We start from the raw sequence: 19,297 nt of genomic DNA on the forward strand, positions 1-19,297 counted from the left end.
TACTGTCGAAGAGTGCACCCGTCCAAGCCGTCACCGGACCGCCCCTCGGGCCCCCAGTACGGACCCCCGAGCGGTCCACCGCCTCTGCCCCAGCCCCCCGCCGGCGCAACGACGGACACCCGCCGCAGAGGCATACAGGAACACGGCAGAGGCATACACGAACACGGCAGAGGCGCGCTCGAGCACGGCAGCGGCGTACGCGTAGGCAAGCAACGCGCCCCCCGCCGGGCGGTGCTCCGCATCGCTTCCCTCATCACCCTCATAGCCCTGCTGACGCTCTCCGGCATAGCCATCCTGACCCTGGTCCGCCGCCAGACCGGCACGGAAGGGTTCCTGGTCGGCTTCGCCCTCGCCGTCTTCCCGGTACCGATCCTCGTCACGGCCTTCCGCTGGCTGGACCGCGTGGAACCGGAACCCTGGCGCAACCTCGCGTTCGCCTTCGCCTGGGGCGCCTGCGCCGCGACCCTCGTCGCGATCACCGCCAACGGCTTCGCGACCCAATGGCTGAGTACGAACATCGCCAGCGTCTCCCCGACCGACGCCGAGACCTGGAGCAGTACGGTCGTCGCCCCGGTCGTCGAGGAGACGGCGAAGGCGGCCGCCGTCCTCCTCCTCTTCCTCTTCCGCCGCCGGCACGTCGACGGCATCACGGACGGCATCGTCATCGCCGGCCTCACCGCCACCGGCTTCGCGTTCACCGAGAACGTCCTCTACCTCGGCAACGCCGTCGGCCGCGACCTCTCGCTCGGCTCGTTCAGCCTGCACTCACTGGCCGGCCTCGCCGACTCGCTCACCGCCGGCACCTTCTTCGTACGCGTCATCATGTCGCCGTTCGCGCACCCGCTCTTCACGGTCCTCACCGGCCTGTCCTTCGGCATAGCTGCGACCCATTACCCCCACCACCGCTCGCTGCGCCTGGCGCTCCCCGCCCTCGGCCTCACGACGGCGATCCTGCTCCACTCCATATGGAACAGCGCCTCGTCCCTCGGCAGCTTCGGGTTCCTGGCCGTCTACGGGCTCTTCATGGTCCCGGTCTTCGCCGCTCTCTCCTGCCTCGCCGTCTGGTCCCGCCGCCAGGAGCTGCTCTCCTTGCGCACGTACCTCCCCCCGTACGCGGCCGCCGGCTGGCTCACCCCGACCGACCCGCTCACCCTCTCCTCCCTCAGGACGCGCGCCCTCGCCCGCTCGATAGCCCGCCGCACCCACGGCCCGGCCGCCGCCCGCGCCGTAACGGAATACGCCGCCCTGGCCACCTCCCTCGCCTTCCTCCGCCGCCGCGCCCACCGCACGGGCCCCACCCCCGACTTCCACACCCGCGAACGCGCCCTCCTCCACCACCTCTGGCAAACCAAACCCCTAGCCCACCCAGCCCTCACCCACGCCCACCAGCACATCCACCGTCCCCACTGATGGGCCCTCTGATTGCACGACAGCGCGCGCTATGACGCGGAAAGCTTCTTGTCCCACCACTTCCGGTGGTACTCGGTGTAGTCCGTGCCAATGTTGTGTTCAGGGAATCGGGTGAGCTCAGGGAAGACCGCACCCGGTTGCAAGACAGCCCCTCGTTCCACAACACGCCAGTCATCGGAAATGTAGATGGCGCCCTTATCGAGACGCACGTGACAGTTGGCGCAGAGACAGAGGACGTTCTGCTCTACGTCGGGTCCACGATGCAGCTTCCCCAGCGGGCGAATGTGGGCCCCTTCGCTGTACGCCTTGCCATCGCCGCCCACCAGGCGGAAGCCACACACCTGGCATTCGTGGTCGTACATGCCCTTCACTCGCCGTACGACCGCGGTGTCCCGCACGATGCGCTGCACGGTCGTCGTACGCGTTTCGGGGAACTTCTCTTCCGCGTCGAAGTCAAAGAGCGCGGCGATCTTCTGCTCGGGCTCCGTAAGCTCCTGCTTCGAGTCCGTCAGGCGATGCAGATCGAACTGGCAGATCTGCCACCCAGACTTCCCTTCCACCATGCGGATGTCTGTGATTCCGTAAAGGCCGTCATAGCGGTAGCCGTTCTTCGGCGAGTACCGCTTATCGCCTTCATGCCCGCGGATGATGCGGATGGGGTGACCACGCTCGTAGCTCAGCTTCAACGCCGCATTGGTCTGCTGCTCCCAGTCCTGGTCAGCAACTTGATTCTTCTTGGAGTCGTTCCGACCGCCAGCACCGGTGTAGCGGATCCAGTGCCAGTGATCTTCGTCGTCTTCGTATCCACCGTTGAGGACGATCGCATTTGCCACCCGTTGGCCGTCCGAGTCCTTGTTGGTGGAAATCCCCGCCTGATTCTGCGAGTGCAGATTCGCCGCCTTTACGGCATCCCTGCTCTCGAAGGAGGAGCCTGGGATCGCCCCGTCCACATGCCCAATGAACGTTTCATTCGCCATCGACCCATCGTGGCAACCTTTGATCACTTTCGATCGAACCTAGACGCAAAGTGATGGGCGTCACTCAACCCCCTCGCTGCCGTCAAGGCGCTTAGTCATAAGGTCGATTGAAAGATCCCTTGATGTGGAGGTTGTCGTGATGGCTCGGGTTCCGGCGGGTGTGGTGGCGGCTGCGGGGCTGGTCGCGGGGTATGGGGTGGCTCGATGGACCAAGAAGCGGCCGCTTGGTGGGGTGGCGTTGGCGGCGGCCGGGGCTGTGGCTGCTCGGGAGTGGCAGCGGAAGGGTGGGAACGGGACGGCGGCGGCGTTGAGCGGGCTGTATGTCGCGGCGTTCGCCGGGTCGCATCCGTTGGCGAAGAAGGTGGGGGCCTGGCCGTCGGTGTTCGCGGTGGCGGGGGCCGTGGCGGCGGCTTCGTGGGTGGTCGTCGACCGGAAGTGAGCATGGGGGAGGGAGAAGACGAGGGCGGCTGCGTACTACCCGTACGCAGCCGCCCTTGGTGTGTAGCGCGGGTCTCGTGGACTACGCCGAGGCGTCCGTCAGGAGGGTGAGGTCCTCGTGGGTGAGGGGGAGGGTGCCGAGGGCCAGGAGGGCCGGGAGCTGGGCGACCGTGCGGGCGCTGGCGATCGGGGCCGTGACGGTGGGCTGGGCGGCGAGCCAGGCGAGGGCGACGGTGGCCTGTTCGGCGTCGTGGCGGGCCGCGACCTCGTCCAGGGCGGCCAGGACGCGGCGGCCGCGCTCGGTGGCGAGGTGTGCGGCGGCCTTGCCGGAGCGGGCGCTGTCCACGTCGGTGCCCGGACGGTACTTGCCGGTCAGGAAGCCGGAGGCAAGGCCGTAGTACGGCATGGCGCCCAGACCGTGGCGGGCGGCGATGTCGCGCAGCGGGCCCTCGTACGTGTCGCGGGAGACGAGGTTGTAGTGCGGCTGGAGGGCGACGTACTTGGCCAGGCCCTCGCGTTCGGAGAATTCGAGTGAGGCCTGGAGCCGCTCGGGCGAGATGTTGGAGGCGCCGATCTCGCGGACCTTGCCGGCCTTCACCAGGTCGTCGAGGGTGGAGATGATCTCGGAGACCTCGACGGACTCGTCGTCGTAGTGGGTGTAGTAGAGGTCGATGTGATCGGTGCGGAGGCGGGTCAGGGACTCGTCGACGGCCGCCTTGATGTTGGCGGCGGACAGGCCCTTGCGGTCGGGGAGGGCGCCGACCTTCGTGGCGATGACGAGGTCGGAGCGGTTGCCGCGGGCGGTGTGCCAGTCGCCGATGATCGTCTCGGATTCGCCGCCCTTGTTGCCGGGGGCGAAGACGGAGTAGGCGTCGGCCGTGTCGATGAAGTTGCCGCCGGCCCCGGTGAACGCGTCCAGCACCTCGAAGGACGTCGCCACGTCGGCGGTCCAGCCGAAGACGTTGCCGCCGAGGGAGAGGGGGGAGACCGTGAGCGAGCCCAGGGGCTTGGTGGCGGCGACGGGGACGGGGCCGTGGCCGGGCGTGGGGGCGGAAGAAGCGGAAGACGTGGACATGTGAGCGTCAGCGGGGTTGGGAGGCGGAGTTATTCCGGGACGTGACGGGGCGTCACTCGAATGCCGACTGCCTGCCGCCCTAGCGGTTACTGAGCGGGGACGGTGCCTCCTGGACCGTCCAGCCGTTGCCGTCGGGGTCCTTGAAGAACATGAAGGAGTTCCACGTCTCGCCGCGGCCTTCGGCCCAGCCCTCGGCGCCGAGATGCTGTACCGGACCGACCTCCACCCCGCGCCGTACCAGCTCCGCGTGGGCCGCTTCGATGTCCACCACGCACAGCTGCAGGCCCTGGAGCGAGCCCGGGGCCATGGCGGACTGGCCGGGTGCCGGCGGCAGGCCCTGGATGAGGGCGATCGAGCAGCGCGAACCGGGCGGGGTCAGCTGGATGATCCGTACCCCTTCGGCGACTTGCGAGTCCACGTCGGCCTTGAAGCCGCACTGTTCTTCGTAGAAGCGCTTCGCACGGTCCTGGTCGGTGACGGGGACGGTGACAACTTCGAGGGTCCACTCCACTGGGGCCGTCCTTGGCTCGGCGCCGTTCTTCTTGGGGCGCGGTGGCGGGGGCCCGTTCATTCTGCGGGAGCGGGATGGGTTGCGCTCGCCGGACGGCCGAAGATACGCCCGGCGGCCCGATGGCCCCCGCGGTGTGCGGGTGGCCATCAGGGCCGCCGTGGTGTGCGGGCCCGCGCTACGCGGAGACCCGGCCGTCGGCCACCGCCTCTCCCCTCCTGCTAGTACGCCCGGTTCCCGGTCGCGGCGGAGCGGGGCGCACGAGGCGGCGGCGACGGCGGACAAGTGCCCCGGACGGGCGGACGGAAGCCCGGCGGGCGGAGGATGGCCCGAAGGCGCGCCCGAAGACGACCCCGAAGGCGACCCCGGAGAGCGGGCGTTCTCAGACCTTCACGCCATCGTCGTCATCAGACGTCGTCATCAGACGTCGTCGTCAGGCGTCGTCGTCAGGCGTCGTCGTCAGGCGTCGTCGTCAGACCTTCAGCCCGTGGTCGCGCAGCCACGGCATCGGGTCGACCGGCGTGTCCGGGCTCGGGCGGACCTCCAGGTGGAGGTGCGGGCCCGTGACATTGCCAGTGGCGCCGACCCGGCCGATGACGTCGCCGGCGTTCACCTTGCCCGAGGTCTTCACCATCGAGGAGAGGTGGCAGTACCAGAGCTCGGTGCCGTCGTCGAGGGTGACGACGATGCGGTAGCCGTACGAGCCCGCCCAGCCGGCCTGCGTGATCGTGCCGCCGTGCACGGCCTTGGCCGGGGTACCGGTCGGGGCGGCGAAGTCCAGCCCTGTGTGGTCGGCGGCCCAGCGGTCGCCGCCCTGTCCGAAGGTGGCGGTGATGGTGAAAGAGGAGACCGGGAGGGTGTAGCTCTTGGCCAGTTCGGCGAGCTCGGCGGCGCGGGCGGCGGCCGCCTTCTTGCGCGCCTCTTCCTCGGCCTTGGCCTTGGCTTCCGCCGCGGCCTTCTTCTTCGCGCTCTCGGCGTGCTTCTGGCGCTCGGCCGCGTCCGCCTCGGCCTGCTGGACCGCGGCCTGTTCGGCGGTCTCGCGGGCCTCCTGGTCGGCGGAGCTCTGCGCCTGTTCGGCCTGCTCCAGGATGCGGGCGCGGAGCGCCTCGCCGCCGCCCTGCGCGGACTCGCCGCCGCCCGCCCGGGTGAACGGGCCGCCCTGCGCACCGTCCGCGCCCGTACCGGAGGAGTCGTGGGAGACCAGACCGCCGATGCCCGGCAGGCTCTCCGCCGCGGGGAGTTTCTCGGATACGTGTTCGGCCATGCTGCCCAGGTCGGGCATGGATATGGAGACCTGCGGCTTGCCCTGCGCGGAGGCCATGCCGCCCGCGCCGACCGCCGCGATGACGCCGACGCCCAGGACCGTACTGCTGCGGGCGAGGCCGCCGCCGCGCTGCTTGGCCACGCGGTGCCGGCCGCGTACGGGGCGTACGGACTCCTCGGTGGGGTTCCACTCCTCCCACGGGCCGCCCGCCGCACCCGGATCGCTCACGGCGGGGAAGGTGGCGGTGTCGGCGGGCGCCGGCTCGGCGTGCGTCCTGGGGGACTCGTGGGTGCCGTGCGCCGCGTACGCATCGTGGGTGCGGTACGAGTCGTGCGCGAGGTGCGGGGACCCGGGAGACGGGTCGGGGGCAGGCTTGTTGGACGCCACGGGGGCGCACTCCTTTCCTTCCTTCTCGCCTACCGGGTTAGCTGACGGGTTCGGAGCAGGAAGGTCTCCTACGGGCGGCTCCGGGGGGAGTCGTCCGATTCACCCCAAGGTGGTGGTTCCCCGGTTCCCTGGGCAGGTGGTGCGGTGGTGAAGTGCGCTTATGGGATTCGGCGTCGGCCGCGCGGTGCCGCCTCTTGCGACGGCTGGTCCGACCGCGCTGCGTTATCGGACAGTAATGGACGGGACGGCCGGATTCCAAGCGTTCCCCGGAATCCGTACGCCCGCTGAGCTGGACTTATGCCACCAGTCATGACCAAATGGGGGCGAGTTGACCGGGCATCGGAAACCCGTAGCGGACTGATCGTTTGTCAGTTGTTATGCGGAGGGGTGCGCAGCGATTACGTACAGTGAGAGCAGTAACGTCTGATCATGGTCGTCAACAGCGCGCAGGCAGTGGCGGATCGGTACGCGGAGTTCTCGTGGCAGCAGGCGCGGGGCGAGTCCGAAGCGCATGAGGAGCTGACCGCCCGCATCAGCCAGGACCCGGAATTCTGCGACTTCCTGGGCGCCTCCCTGCCGCCCGGCAACAAGCAGCAGCCCAATCTCCTGCTCGCCGCCGTCCGTTACCTCGACGGCCCGCACGCCGACCAGGGGCCGCGCGGCGACTTCGCGTACCGCACGTGGCGCGAGTGGACGATCCGGCACTGGGACGACGTACGCGACGTCATGATGCGGCGGCTCACGCAGACCAACGAACCCGCGCGCTGCGCCACACTGCTGCCGCTCCTCGCCCGGCTCCCCCAGCCGCTCGCGCTCCTGGAGGTCGGCGCGTCGGCCGGGCTGTGCCTGCACCCGGACCGGTACCGCTATCGCTACGACGACGGACCGGAGTTCGGCGCTCCGGACAGCCCGGTCGTCTTTTCCTGCCGTACGTCCCCGGGCACGCCGGTACCGACCGGGCTGCCCCGGATCGCCTGGCGGGCGGGGATCGACCTGAACCCGCTCGACGTGGCCGACGCCGACGACGTGCGCTGGCTCCAGGCGCTGATCTGGCCCGGGTCGACGCCCGATGCGGCGGAACGTCAGCGGCGTCAGCGCGACGCCATCGAGGCCGTACGGCAGGCACCGCCGGCTCCGCTCGTGCGCGGCGACCTCCTGGACGAGCTGCCCGCGCTGGCCGCGCGGGCGCCGCGCGACGCGACGCTGGTGGTCTTCCACACGGCCGTGCTGACGTATCTGCCGCTGGAGCGCCGCGAGGAGTTCGCCCGGGTCGTACGGTCGGTCCTGGTGGACCGGGCCGGGCACTGGGTCTCCAACGAGCACCACAGCGTGCTGCCGTGGCTGCCCGGACCGCGCCCCGCCGACGCGCACCAGCTCACCCTCGCGCTCGACGGCCACCCGGTCGCCCTCACGGGCCAGCACGGACAGAGCGTGCAGTGGCTGGAGGAGGCACCGTCCCTACCCCTCCGGTCTTCGTAGCGCCAGCAGGGCCATGTCGTCCGCCGTCTCCCCTCCCGTGTGCCGTGCCACGTCGTCCACCAGGGCGTCCAGCAGCGCGTCGGGACCGGTGAACAGCCGGCCGGCCAGCCGGACCGCCGGCTGGTAGAACACGCCCCCGCTGTCCCGCGCCTCGGTCACCCCGTCGGTGAACAGCAGCAGCATCGCGCCGGGCGGGAAATCGGCCTGGTCGGCCCGGTCCGGCCAGCCCGCGACCTCGCTCAGCCCGAGCGGCAGCGCCGGGGCCCGCGGCTCCAGCTCGCGCAGCGTGCCGTCCGCGCACAGCAGCAGCGGCGCCGGATGGCCGCGGTTCAGCACCCGCAGCACGCCGCGATGCTCGGACGGCACCTCGGCGAGCACCGCCGTGGTGAACCCCTCGAACTGGTCCAGCCCCGCCCGCCGGCTCCCCTCGCGCTGCAGCGCCCGCTCCAGCCGCCCCGCCACCGCCTCCAGCGTGGCCTCCTGCTCCGCGGCCTCCCGGAAGGCGCCGATGACGATCACGGCGGCCTCCACCGCCTCCAGGCCCTTGCCCCGCACGTCGCCGACGATGAGCCGTACGCCGTGCGGGGTGTCCTGCACGGCGTACAGATCGCCCCCGATACGGGCATCCGCCTGCGCCGCTTCGTACCGCGCGGCGACGTCGAGCCCGCTGATGCGGTCCGGCGGCAGCGGCAGTACGGCCCGCTGGGCGGCCTCCGCCACGTCGCGCACGGAGGCGAGCCGGGCGTCGGTCATCCGCACGGCCCTGTTGATACCGAGCGCCAGGAGGGCGACGACCAGGACCGTCACCGCTTCGGTGTACGACTCGTAGCCGCCGGTCCGGCCGTGGAAGACGGCCACGCCCAGCTCCGCCAGTACGGACAGGACGCTGACCAGCGCCGTGTTCCGCAGCGAGTACAGCGGCGCGGCGACCAGCGGCGCCGCCGAGAAGAACGGCGCGGCGGTGTACCGGGTCGGCGTCAGGAGGTCGAAGGCCAGCCCGCCGATCAGGAGCACAGCGGGCAGCCAGCAGACCAGCCGGCGGCTGACCGGCGACAGCCCGTCCCGACGGGCCCGCCGCTCCCGGTCGCCCGGCACGCCCACTCTGCCTCGCCCCATCCGCACCGGCCTCCTTCCCCCACCGCTCTCCGTACCGCCGTACCGCCGTCCCAGGGTGTCCGCCGCGGCACCGCGCGGCGACTCTTCGAGGGCCGGACGGGTCACGGTCACGGTCACGACCACGAGCCCCCTCCGGATGCCACCGATGCGTTCGGATACCTCTGGATGTGTCTGGACACTCTTTCAACTCCTGACCGGCGTACAGGCGTTCCCGGCCGGCGGAAGATCCGCGGAAGAAGGGTGTGCGCAGCTGCGGCGCGCGCCCATCCATCACGGGCGCGCCCCGACCATCACGGGCGCGCCCCGGCCTTCCGCCGGGCAGCCGGAGCCGGGTTCAACGCCCGCGTCGGACAGCAGTGAGGCCGTCGTCCATACCGCTCTCCAGGCCCTTGCGGAAGGCTGCCTCGTACGCCGCTTCGCCAAGGGCTCGCCGGGCGCGGTCCTCGCAGGACCGGCGAACGGCGGCGAGTCCCGGCGAATCCATCTGCGCGCTGCCGACGACCTGCCAGACCTGCTGGCCAAGGCCCAGCAGCCACGCCGACTGCTCCCCGTCGCCGTCGGCCAGGACCGCCGAAGCCAGCGCGTCCAGGGCCACCGCGGTTCCCGTGGTGTTGTGGAGCGCCCAGTGCCCCCTCATCGCCTGGCGGGCATGGCCCGTCGCCGAGTGCGGGTCTCCCTGCGCGAGGTCCACCAACGCCCGCATGTAGTCCGCGTAGGCACACACCCAGCGCTCGCCGTATCGCCGGCATTCCGCCCGCAGCTCATCGGCCACGACCCGGGCGTGGGCGAACTCCTTCATCAGCACGTGGGTGAACAGGCGGCACAGGCGGACCTGGAGCTCGGCGATCTCGTAGCGTGCCTCCCGGACGCGTCGGTGCAGGACTCCGTCGAGTACCTCGGCCGCGCGGACAAGCTCTCCCCTCATCGCAAGGCTCATCCCCAGGACCCCGGCACCGGCGGCGACAGCTCCGGTGTCCTCCTGGCCCGGCTGCAACGCGGCGGCCGCACAGGCCGCTCCGCAGCGGCCCGCCGCCTCCAGGTCTCCTTGGGAGAAGGCGATGGATCCGCGGGCGAAGAGCGCCCAGGTCCGCGCCGGGCCGGGCTCGGGTTCCGGATCGAGTACCAGGTCCAGGTACCGCTGTCCGTCCCGGCTGAACCCGCAGTAGCGCCAGAGGAAACCCAGACACCCGGCCATCTCCACGGCGGTGTGGCGTTCCTGTCCGGTCAGGCAGAAGTCCATGGCGGCCCGCATGTTGGCGTGCTCGGCGATGACGCGCTCGCACCACAGCACCTGGTCGGGCCCGACCCACTCGTCGCAGCCCCGCCGTGCCACACGCAGGTAGTGATCACGGTGCCGACGGCGCGTCTGCCGCTCCTCGTCCAGCTCGTGCAGCCACTGCCCGCCGTACTCGCGGACGGTGTCGAGCATCGCGTACCGGGGGCCGTGCGGGGTCTCCGTACGCTGCAGGACGGACTTGTCCACCAGGCGGGACAGGAGCTCCGGCACCTGGTGACCGCTGAGCGGACCCCCTTCGCAAACCCGTTCGGCCGCCTCCTGCTCAAAACCGCCGGCGAACACCGAGAGCCGGGCCCACGCCAGCCGCTCCAGCGGGGCACACAGCTCGTGGCTCCAGCCGATCGTGGTGCGCAGCGCCAGGTGCCTGCGCTCGCCCTCGCCGTGCCACGGGTCGGGGGAGGTCAGGGTCTCGAAGCGGGCGTGCAACCGCTCACGGAGCCGGTCCAGGGGCATCTCCGGCAGCCGGGCGGCAGCGAGTTCGATGGCGAGGGGAATGCCTTCCAGGCGTGCGCAGATCTCGGCCACCGCCGCGCCGTCCCCCGCCGCGAGGACCGTACCGGGTGCGGCTTCGGCGGCGCGCTCCATGAACAGCACCGTCGCATCGGACAGCACCGTCGCATCGGACAGCACCGCAGCGTCGGACAGCACCACCGCATCGGACAGCACCGCAGCATCGGGCGGTACCGACCCGTGGGAGCTTCCCGCCGTACTGACGGGCAGCGGCGGTACGGCCATCACGCGCTCCCCCTGGGCCTTGAGGGGGCAGCGGCTGGTGGCCAGGAAGTGCGCCCCGGGAGCCGCGGCCAGCAGCGCCTCGACGAAGTCGGCGCACCCGGCGGCCAGGTGTTCGCAACAGTCCAGGATCAACAGCAGCCGCTTGTCGGCCAGCCATTCGGCCACCACCTCGATCGCCGGCCGCGTGGTCTGGTCGGCCAGCCGCAGCACTTCATACACAGCGAGCGGAATCGAGGTCGCCTCGTGCAGCGGTGAAAGTTCGACCAGCCGTACCCCGTCGGGGAAGGCGTCCCGCATCTCGGCCGCGGCGCGCTTGGCCAAGCGGGTCTTGCCCACTCCGCCCACCCCGGTCAGCGTCACCAGCCGAGCGCCGACCACCAGGTCCGTCAAGGCGCTCAGTTCCCTGCCGCGCCCGACGAAACTCGTCGCTTCGGGCTCTGGGCTCCCCGCCGCTCGTCCCGGCCCCGTCTCCTCCACGGTGGGCTCCCATCCGGTACTCCGGCCGCTGTCCGCCGCCCGCGCCCGAGTCTCACCCCGGCCACCGCCCCGTACCCGTGAATGCCATGAGCTGCCCGCTTCTTCCTGCGGGACGGACATACGACCGCACCACCGGGACACACCTGGTCATCTCCCGCCCCGCTTCGATCAACGGAGGTGTACGAGCCTGATCCCCGAGGCGGAAACGACCCTGAGGCGGAAACGACCCTGAGGCGGAAACGACACAGCGCTCCGGCCGGCCTGAGCCGACGGAGCGCTGCACTACAGGTCGGAGGGGCTTCCTCCGACCCACCACGGTGGGCCATCAGGGGCTCGAACCCTGAACCAATGGATTAAAAGTCCACTGCTCTGCCAATTGAGCTAATGGCCCGCACCGAGCAGCATAGCCCGCGCTCGCACCACAACTGGAAGGCATCAGGGGTCGGCGGGGTCGGAGTGGCTCGGAGAACTCCGTTATGAGGGTGCGCGGGACGGTATGAACGCGCCGGTGGGCCCGTCCTGGGGAGGACGGACCCACCGGTCTGTCAGCGGCGCACGGACGTTTCAGCGGTACGTGCTGCGCTTCTTGGATCAGCCGTTGCGCTTCCAGCGCGGCTTGTCGGCGCGGCGGTCGAAGGAGCGGCCACCGGCGTTGCCGCCGCGGTGGTCGTCCCGGCGGCCGTGCGGGCGACGGTCGTTGTCGCGGTCACGGCCGAAGGACGACGGGCGGTCGTCGCGGCGGTCGCGGTTGAACGGGCGGTCGCCGCCACGGTGGTCACGGCGCTCGAACGAACGGCCACCGGCGTTGCCGCCACGGTCGTCACGGTTGAAACCGCCTCGGTCACCGCCGCGGTCGTCGCGGCTGTTGAAGGGGCGGCCACCGCGGTCGTCCCGACGGTCACGGTTGAAGCCACCACGGTCGCCGCCACGGTCGTCGCGGTTGAAGGGGCGGCCGCCACGGTCGTCCCGACGGTCACGGTTGAAACCGCCCCGGTCGCCACCGCGGTCGTTACGGTCGTTGCGGTCGAAGGAACGGCCGCCACGGTCGTCCCGACGGTCACGGTTGAAGCCACCACGGTCGCCACCGCGGTCGTTACGGTCGTTGCGGTCGAAGGAACGGCCGCCACGGTCGTCGCGACGGTCACGGTTGAAACCGCCCCGGTCGCCACCGCGGTCGTTACGGTCGTTGCGGTCGAAGGAACGGCCACCACGGTCGTCCCGACGGTCACGGCGCTCGTAGTTGCCGCGGTCGTCGCGGTACGAGGAGCGGCGCGGCGCCTCGTCGGACTCCGGGGTGCGCGCGGCCTGGGCCGGCAGCGACACCTCGGCCTGTGCGGCGCCCTCCGCCTCGGCGGCAGCGTCCGCCTCGGCCTTGGCCTGCACCGCGGCCTCCGGGTCCTCGCCCCGCTCGCGCGCGGCACGGGCGGTCAGCCGGTCCGCGTCCTCGCGCAGCTCGACGGCGCGGCGCTGCAGCCGCTCCAGCTCGCGGGTCAGCTCGGCGACCTCGCGCTCCGCCTGCTTGGCGGCGTTCGCGGCCGAGTCGGCCTGCACCTCGGTCAGCGAGCGGGCGCCGGTGATCTGGGCGACCTCGTCGTCGAAGACGCCCGCGCCGCCGACGATGTGGCGCGAGGCGTCCACGCCCGCGTCCTCCATCAGGCGGAAGATCTGGCGACGCTGGTGCGGCAGGGCCAGGGAGACCACCGTGCCGGACTGGCCGGCGCGGGCGGTACGGCCCGAGCGGTGCAGGTAGTCCTTGTGGTCGCCGGCCGGGTCCACGTTCAGGACCAGGTCGATGCCGTCGACGTGGATACCGCGGGCGGCGACGTCGGTGGCGACGAGCGCGTTGACGTAACCGTCCTTGAAGTCCGCGAGGACGCGGGTACGGGCGCCCTGCGTCATGCCGCCGTGCAGCGCGTCCGCCTGCACGCCCGCTTCCACGAGCTGCTCGGCGATACGGTCGGCGCCCAGCTGCGTACGGACGAAGATGATCGTGCGGCCCTTACGGGCGGCGATGGCGGCGGTGACCGGCGCCTTGTCCTTCGGCTTCACGACGAGGACGTGGTGCGTCATGGTCGTGACGTTGCCCTGGGCGCTGTCGACCTCGTGCGTCGCCGGGTCGGTCAGGTAGCGCTTGACCAGCGTGCCGATCTCGTTCTCCATCGTGGCGGAGAAGAGCATCCGCTGGCCGCCGGCCGGCACCAGGTCGAGCAGCTCGGTGACCTCGGGCAGGAAGCCCAGGTCGGCCATCTGGTCGGCCTCGTCCAGGACCGCGACCTGCACCTTGTCCAGGGAGCAGGCGCCGCGGTTGATGATGTCGCGCAGTCGGCCCGGGGTGGCGACGAGGATGTCGACGCCGCGCTCCAGGGCGTAGATCTGGTTGCCCATGGACGTGCCGCCGCAGACGACCTTGATCTTGAGGCCGAGGACGTCACCGTACGGCTGCAGCGCGTCGGCGACCTGCATGGCCAGCTCGCGGGTCGGGGTGAGGATGACGCCGCGCGGGCGCTTCTTCTCGGTGGAGCCGCCGGACAGCTGGGTCAGCAGCGGGAGACCGAAGGAGAGGGTCTTGCCGGAGCCGGTGCGGCCGCGGCCGAGGATGTCGCGGCCCGCGATGGCGTCCGGGATGGTCGCCGCCTGGATCGGGAACGGGGTGGTGACACCGTTCTGCGCCAGCTTGCGGACGATCTTCTCGTCCAGACCCAGGTCCGCGAAGGTGACCTGCGGCTCTTCGGGGGCCTGCGGCTCGTCGGCGACGGCCTCGGTGGACTCGACGGCCTCGGTGCCCTCGACGGCGGCGGTGGCCTGCTCGTCCTGGTGCACGGCCTGGTCGTCGGTGCGGGGGGCCTGCTCGTCGTGTGCGGGCATGGCGGACTGGTCAGTGGAAATGGACATGCGAAATGCGAAACCTTCCGGAGTCTCGGCACGCGCCCAAACTCCGTGTTGTTTCACAAAAGACCGCCTCTATGCGGTCAGCCACGGCAAGGAGAGAACGCGCCACGCGACGCGCTTCGTCCTCTTCGACGAAGAGGATCCGGTGGGCGCCGGGCAAATGGGATCAAACGATCTACCACCATACGCACCCCATCCCCCCGAAGGCAAATGCGGTACCGGGCGGCCCTGGCCCGACACCGCCGGCCGTCCGCCGATCGGCCGGTTTTCGCCGGTCAACGGCCGGTCCCCGCCCCTGCGGCGCTGCGGCCCAGGAGGCTGCCGACCACCCAGTCGTGATGACGAAGCCGATGACGAAGCCGATATCGAAGCCGACTACGAAGCGTCGCCGCCGCCGGGCTGTGCGGAGTCCGGGGTGCCCGACTGCGGGTCGGTCTGCGCGGGGCTGCTCGGGGGCGGGTCCTGGCTCGGCGTGGGCGTCGGGTCCGGCGCCGGGGTCGTACGGGAAGGGGTGGGCGTCGGCTTCGGGTAGCCGGACGGCCGGGGCGGGGCCGGGCGGGGCGGGCTGCCCTCCGTGGGGCTCTCCGACCCCGGACGCCCGCTGCCCGTCGTCCCGCCGCTCCCCGGGGCCGCCGGAGTCCGCTCCTCGTCCGCCGACGGGTCCGCGCCGTCCGAGGGCGCGGCGCGACTGCCGTCCTCCATCGGGCCCGAGGACCGGCCCATCCGGCGCGGCCCGCCACCGGGCGCGTCGGCCGATCCGCCGTCCGGCTGGGCGTCGCTGCCGTGGTGCCCGTCGACGCGGCCGGAGGGCTTGGGCTTCGGCGCGTCCTCGCTGACGCTCATGCAGCCGGTGAGCGAGACGGCGAAGGCGGACGCGGCGGCGACCGCGGCGGCCGTACGGGCCAGGGAGCGGGCCGTGCGCGCCGCCGTACGGGGCGAGACCGAGCCGTCGGGGGACGCGGGCGAGGAGGCGGAGGACACGGAGGGCGGGGGCGGGGCGTGCAGGGCGGGGGGCGGCACGGTGGCCGGGGCGGCGGGCTGGGACGGGCGACTGGCGGGGAGCGGGCGACGCACGGGCGGGACCTCCGGATCCGGAGCGGACACGCGGGACAGGTGCACTGCCCAACTCCCGCCGCCCACCGGAGGACACGCGCGGGACGCCGGCCGTCGTACGCGCCCGATCGCACGGCCCGGCCGCTAGGGGGTGTCTTACGGATCAGGCCGGATCAGGGAGCGGGGTCTGGTGCGTGCAGATGCAAGGCGGAGGAGGGAGTCGACGCGGAGCGATGGGGGTCCCCCCGCGCCGTTCAGGCGTGGGGGAGAGTGACGACAACGCCGCAGATGTGCGTGCCAGGCCACACGAGCCCGGCCTGATCCGTAAGACACCCCCTAAGCCCTCAGCCGCACCCGAGCACGTACAGCCGCCGCCCGCCGCGCCTCACCCGAGCACGTACAGCCGCGGCCCGCCGCCCCTCACCCGTACCCGAGCGCGTGCAGCCGTTCGTCGTCGATGCCGAAGTGGTGGGCGATCTCGTGGACGACCGTGACCTCGGTCTCGGCGACCACGTCCTCGCGGCTGTCGCACATCCGGAGCGTCGGGCCCCGGTAGACGGTGATCCGGTCCGGCAGCACGCCCGCGTACCACTCGCCCCGCTCCGTCAGCGGCGTCCCTTCGTAGAGCCCGAGCAGGTCGGGGTCGTCCGCCGGGGGCTCGTCCTCGACGAACACGGCAACGTTGTCCATCAGTCGGGTCAGCTCCGGCGGAATCCGGTCCAGCGCCTCGCCGACCAGTTCCTCGAACTCCTCGCGCGTCATCTCCAGCACGCGCCCATTGTGGGTCACGGAGCCGCTCGGAGCGGCCGCCCTCGCGCCGGCCGCGTCCACCACGTTCCCGCGCGCACTCCGGTACTCCACCCCCGCCCGCACTCCGGCACGCCACCACCGCGTACGCCCCGGCACGCCCACCCGTTCCGCATCACCACCCCACGTATGCCCCAACCCCCGGCATAACGGGCCCGGCATGTGGGCATACGGGCACAATGGCCCGCACCGCGCCGTCCGGGGGGCCGCCCCCCGTCTCCTCCGTGCTCCGGCTGCTCCGCGCCGCGTACGACCGCGTCCGGAGCGCCCCAGCCGCCGCCCTGCGTCACTACCGCGCCCACCACCAGGCCCCCACCTTCACGCTGACGCGCCCGCCGCACCCGTATGCCCGCACCCTCGGGCTGATCGTCGTGACCCTGCTCGGCGCCTGGCTCGGCCTGCTGATCGTCGGCAGCGTCCGCGCCCCGGTCGGGCCGGTGGACACGACCATGACGCTGCGTCCGTCGCTCAGCGGCGGCACAAAGATCAGCGTTTCCCCGCTGGGCGCGCTGGAACTGCGGAGCCACCACGCCCCGATACGGCTGGACGTGGACGTGGACCAGCTGGACCCGGCGCGCGCGCAGGCCCTGGTCGACCACCCGGAACGGTTCTCCGGACTGCAGGCCGAGGTCACCCGGGACGTCGAGCGCGGCACCGCCGACCTCGCCTTCCGCTCCTGCGTGGCCGTGGTCTCCGGCGCGACCGCGCTGGGCCTCGCGGTCTACCGCAGGCCGCGCCGCGCGCTGGCCGCCGGCGGCCTCGCCCTCGCGCTGCTCGCCGCCTCCGGCGGAGCCGCGTACGCCACCTGGAACCCCAAGTCCGTGCTGGAACCGCGCTTCTCCGGACTGCTCTCCTCCGCGCCGTCCGTGGTCGGCAACGCCCGCAGCATCGTGAGCGAGTTCAACGTCTACCAAAAGGAGCTGGCCCGCCTGGTCACCAACGTCACCAAGCTCTACGACGTGACCTCCACGCTGCCCGCCTACCAGCCGGACCCCACCACCGTCCGCGTCCTGCACGTCTCCGACATCCATCTGAACCCGGCCGCCTGGCAGATCATCAAGTCCCTGGTGAAGCAGTACGACATCGACGTGATCATCGATACCGGCGACACCATGGACCACGGCACGGCCGCCGAGAACCACTTCCTGGACCCGATCGGCACGCTCGGCGCCCCGTACGTCTGGGTGCGCGGCAACCACGACTCGATGAAGACGCAGAAGTACCTCGCGCAGGGCACGAAGCAGAGCAAGAAGCTGAAGAACGTGAAGGTCGTGGACGAGGGCACCTCGGTACGCGCCGGGGGGCTGCGCATCGCGGGCGTCGGCGACCCGCAGTTCACCCCGGACCGCTCGGTGGCCGCCTCCGGGGACGGCGCGGAGCGCGCCGCGGGCCGGCGGCTGGCCGAGTCCCTGCGCACTCTCTCGCGAGCCCGCACCCCCGCCGACATCGCGCTCGCGCACAACCCGGTCGCCGCCGCCGAGACCGACGGCCTGGTCCCGCTCGTCCTCTCCGGGCACGTCCACCACCGCGACAACAAGACCCTGCCGCACGGCACCCGGCTGATGGTCGAGGGCTCCACGGGCGGCGGCGGGCTGCGGGCTGTCGAGGGCGCGACCCCCGAACAGGTGCAGGCGTCGGTGCTCTATCTGGACCGGGAGACCCGGCACCTGCAGGCGTGGGACGAGATCACGCTCGGCGGGCTGGGCCTGTCGAAGGCCGAGGTCAGCCGCCATCTCCCGGCCGACAACCGGCCCGGCGCCACCCCGTCGCCCACCCCTTCGCGGAGCTCACCGACCCCCCGTTCGTAAACCGTTTTGGCGAACCGTCCCCCCATCCCATATGCTTCTCACGTCCCCGACGGCGCCGACAAAGCGCCCAGGTGGGCCATCAGCCCTCATCGTCTAGTGGCCCAGGACGCCGCCCTTTCAAGGCGGTAGCACGGGTTCGAATCCCGTTGGGGGCACGCAACACCATGTGCGAGACTAGTGCTCGCACAAGCTTGGTCCTGTGGAGCAGTTTGGAGTGCTCGCCACCCTGTCAAGGTGGAGGCCGCGGGTTCAAATCCCGTCAGGACCGCTGCAGCCTTTCTGAGGCTGCGTGGCTGGGTAGCTCAGTTGGTACGAGCGTCCGCCTGAAAAGCGGAAGGTCGCCGGTTCGACCCCGGCCCCAGCCACTCCGCGAGAACCCCGGAAAGTTCGCTTTCCGGGGTTTTTCTGTTTCTTCTCCGGGCCCGGCTACGTGGCCGCGTGTGCGGGGCCCGTGGGGCGGCCGCCCGGGTGGTGGTGGCGCCAGAGCCAGAAGACCGTGCAGGAGAGCAGGGACCAGCCGACCAGCACCAGGTACGGGAAGAGGTGCTGGTGGCCGGGGAAGTAGACGGCCGTGTGCTGGGCGTTGACCGAGGCGCCCGGGGGCAGCCACTGGCCGATGTGGCCCAGTACGGACGGCAGCAGGGGCCAGGAGACCGCGCCGCCGGACGAGGGATTGCCCAGCAGCACCATCAGGCCCCAGGTCGGCACCATCGCCCAGCGCCCGATCAGGGTGTTGAACATCGTGAAGACCATGCCGGACGTGAACATCGTGAACGCCAGGATCAGCCAGGACTGTACGAAGGGCAGCCGCAGCGCCCCGAGCAGCCAGTCGACCACCGCGGCGATGGTGAACGCGCCGAGCAGGCTGTACGCCGCGGTGAAGGCGATCCGCTCGGCCGGATTGAGCGCGCGGGCGTGCACGCTCAGCTGGATGGCGCCGACGAAGCCGACGATCACCGCGGCGAGCGAGATGTAGAAGAGCGCCAGGCCGCGTGGGTCGCCCGGCTGCACCGGCTTGATGTCCTTGATCGTGACGGGGACGCCGGTCTTCTTGCCCACCTGCGGCGCGGCCTGCTGGAGGAGCTGGGCCACCGAGGCGCCGGTGGCGCTGGAGAGGTCCATCCGCACGCCGGACCCGTCCACGCTGATGATCGAGAAGACCTTCTGCTCGTCGACGGCCTCGCGGGCCTGCGCGTACGTCCGGTACTCGTGCAGCCGCAGCGAGGCGTTCAGGGCCTGCTCCATGCCCTGGACGAACTTCTTGCCGTGCGCGTCGTCCGGGGGGCCGACCAGGGCCGTGGGGACGCGGTGCGGGGTCGGGTCGGCCATGGAGAAGGTGTACGAGCCGGCGAAGAGGCCCGCGGCGGCCGCCAGGATGAAGATCAGGACGGTCGCGGGCAGGAACGGCGACTTCTTGAAGGCCTTCCACTTCTCGGCCGCGGTCCGCTGCCGGGCGTGCGCGCCGTGTGCGACGGGCGCGTCGGGGTCGGCACGACCGGCGGGGCCGGCGGGGTCGGCACGATCGGCGTGCGCGGCGTCGTGATCATCGGACATGGAAACACGCTAAAACACTCATC

The 19,297-nt window shown here is 71.5% G+C and carries 14 protein-coding genes, 4 tRNA genes and 1 riboswitch; of the genes, 7 read left to right on the plus strand and 11 right to left on the minus strand.

All coding sequences use genetic code 11. From position 1 onward, the window contains the following. The first annotated feature begins 12 nt into the window (after window positions 1–12). Entirely contained in the window at window positions 13–1,410 is a 1,398-nt protein-coding gene (locus ACZ4MH_RS26770) for a PrsW family intramembrane metalloprotease (protein WP_351599279.1), read from the plus strand. Window positions 1,411–1,439: 29 nt separating this feature from the next. Here the strand turns inward: ACZ4MH_RS26770 and ACZ4MH_RS26775 are convergent, their stop codons facing one another. Next, complete coding sequence (locus ACZ4MH_RS26775; RefSeq protein WP_351599278.1) at window positions 1,440–2,387, minus strand: YDG/SRA domain-containing protein; 948 nt, start codon at window positions 2,385–2,387, stop codon at window positions 1,440–1,442. Window positions 2,388–2,526: 139 nt separating this feature from the next. Between ACZ4MH_RS26775 and ACZ4MH_RS26780 the strand changes: the two genes are divergently transcribed. After that, window positions 2,527–2,826: a hypothetical protein gene (locus ACZ4MH_RS26780; RefSeq protein ID WP_351599283.1), complete on the plus strand. Its 300-nt coding sequence runs from the start codon at window positions 2,527–2,529 to the stop codon at window positions 2,824–2,826. Between the two features lie 81 nt (window positions 2,827–2,907). Here the strand turns inward: ACZ4MH_RS26780 and ACZ4MH_RS26785 are convergent, their stop codons facing one another. The 3 genes from ACZ4MH_RS26785 to ACZ4MH_RS26795 form a co-directional block, all read right to left on the minus strand. After that, complete coding sequence (locus ACZ4MH_RS26785) at window positions 2,908–3,900, minus strand: aldo/keto reductase (RefSeq protein WP_351599277.1); 993 nt, start codon at window positions 3,898–3,900, stop codon at window positions 2,908–2,910. 79 nt (window positions 3,901–3,979) lie between these two features. Then, the gene (locus ACZ4MH_RS26790; protein ID WP_351599276.1) at window positions 3,980–4,411 is read right to left on the minus strand and encodes a VOC family protein; all 432 of its coding nucleotides are present in this window, start codon (window positions 4,409–4,411) and stop codon (window positions 3,980–3,982) included. Between the two features lie 469 nt (window positions 4,412–4,880). Beyond that, a complete protein-coding gene (locus tag ACZ4MH_RS26795; RefSeq protein ID WP_467754731.1) occupies window positions 4,881–6,059 on the minus strand; it encodes a M23 family metallopeptidase in 1,179 nt (392 codons plus the stop codon). 11 nt (window positions 6,060–6,070) lie between these two features. Then, window positions 6,071–6,213, minus strand: a riboswitch (cyclic di-AMP (ydaO/yuaA leader). Window positions 6,214–6,488: 275 nt separating this feature from the next. Between ACZ4MH_RS26795 and ACZ4MH_RS26800 the strand changes: the two genes are divergently transcribed. Continuing rightward, window positions 6,489–7,538 carry a DUF2332 domain-containing protein gene (locus ACZ4MH_RS26800; protein ID WP_351599275.1) on the plus strand — a complete coding sequence of 350 codons (1,050 nt, stop codon included), beginning with the start codon at window positions 6,489–6,491 and terminating at the stop codon, window positions 7,536–7,538. Here the strand turns inward: ACZ4MH_RS26800 and ACZ4MH_RS26805 are convergent. From ACZ4MH_RS26805 to ACZ4MH_RS26830, 6 genes are all read right to left on the minus strand, one after another. Beyond that, window positions 7,518–8,654, minus strand: coding sequence for a PP2C family protein-serine/threonine phosphatase (locus ACZ4MH_RS26805; RefSeq protein ID WP_351599274.1), 1,137 nt, complete (start codon window positions 8,652–8,654; stop codon window positions 7,518–7,520). The genes ACZ4MH_RS26800 and ACZ4MH_RS26805 overlap by 21 nt on opposite strands. A gap of 334 nt (window positions 8,655–8,988) precedes the next feature. After that, complete coding sequence (locus ACZ4MH_RS26810) at window positions 8,989–11,076, minus strand: ATP-binding protein (protein ID WP_351599273.1); 2,088 nt, start codon at window positions 11,074–11,076, stop codon at window positions 8,989–8,991. A 405-nt stretch (window positions 11,077–11,481) separates the two neighbouring features. Further along, a tRNA-Lys gene (locus tag ACZ4MH_RS26815) sits at window positions 11,482–11,554 on the minus strand. 200 nt (window positions 11,555–11,754) lie between these two features. Next, window positions 11,755–14,055, minus strand: coding sequence for a DEAD/DEAH box helicase (locus tag ACZ4MH_RS26820; RefSeq protein WP_351599272.1), 2,301 nt, complete (start codon window positions 14,053–14,055; stop codon window positions 11,755–11,757). 372 nt (window positions 14,056–14,427) lie between these two features. Beyond that, complete coding sequence (locus ACZ4MH_RS26825; RefSeq protein ID WP_351599271.1) at window positions 14,428–15,126, minus strand: hypothetical protein; 699 nt, start codon at window positions 15,124–15,126, stop codon at window positions 14,428–14,430. Between the two features lie 399 nt (window positions 15,127–15,525). Further along, window positions 15,526–15,876, minus strand: coding sequence for a metallopeptidase family protein (locus tag ACZ4MH_RS26830; RefSeq protein WP_351593047.1), 351 nt, complete (start codon window positions 15,874–15,876; stop codon window positions 15,526–15,528). A gap of 215 nt (window positions 15,877–16,091) precedes the next feature. Between ACZ4MH_RS26830 and ACZ4MH_RS26835 the strand changes: the two genes are divergently transcribed. The 4 genes from ACZ4MH_RS26835 (at window position 16,092) to ACZ4MH_RS26850 (ending at window position 18,085) form a co-directional block, all read left to right on the plus strand. Continuing rightward, the gene (locus ACZ4MH_RS26835; protein WP_351593044.1) at window positions 16,092–17,720 is read left to right on the plus strand and encodes a metallophosphoesterase family protein; all 1,629 of its coding nucleotides are present in this window, start codon (window positions 16,092–16,094) and stop codon (window positions 17,718–17,720) included. Between the two features lie 82 nt (window positions 17,721–17,802). Next, window positions 17,803–17,875 (plus strand) — tRNA-Glu (locus ACZ4MH_RS26840). Between the two features lie 38 nt (window positions 17,876–17,913). Then, window positions 17,914–17,988 (plus strand) — tRNA-Asp (locus ACZ4MH_RS26845). A 23-nt stretch (window positions 17,989–18,011) separates the two neighbouring features. Further along, window positions 18,012–18,085: transfer RNA gene (locus ACZ4MH_RS26850), tRNA-Phe, on the plus strand. A 61-nt stretch (window positions 18,086–18,146) separates the two neighbouring features. Here the strand turns inward: ACZ4MH_RS26850 and ACZ4MH_RS26855 are convergent. Next, window positions 18,147–19,274, minus strand: coding sequence for an ABC transporter permease (locus ACZ4MH_RS26855; protein ID WP_351593041.1), 1,128 nt, complete (start codon window positions 19,272–19,274; stop codon window positions 18,147–18,149). Between the last annotated feature and the right edge of the window lie 23 nt (window positions 19,275–19,297).

The sequence above is a fragment of the Streptomyces sp. NPDC026301 genome (assembly GCF_055567935.1).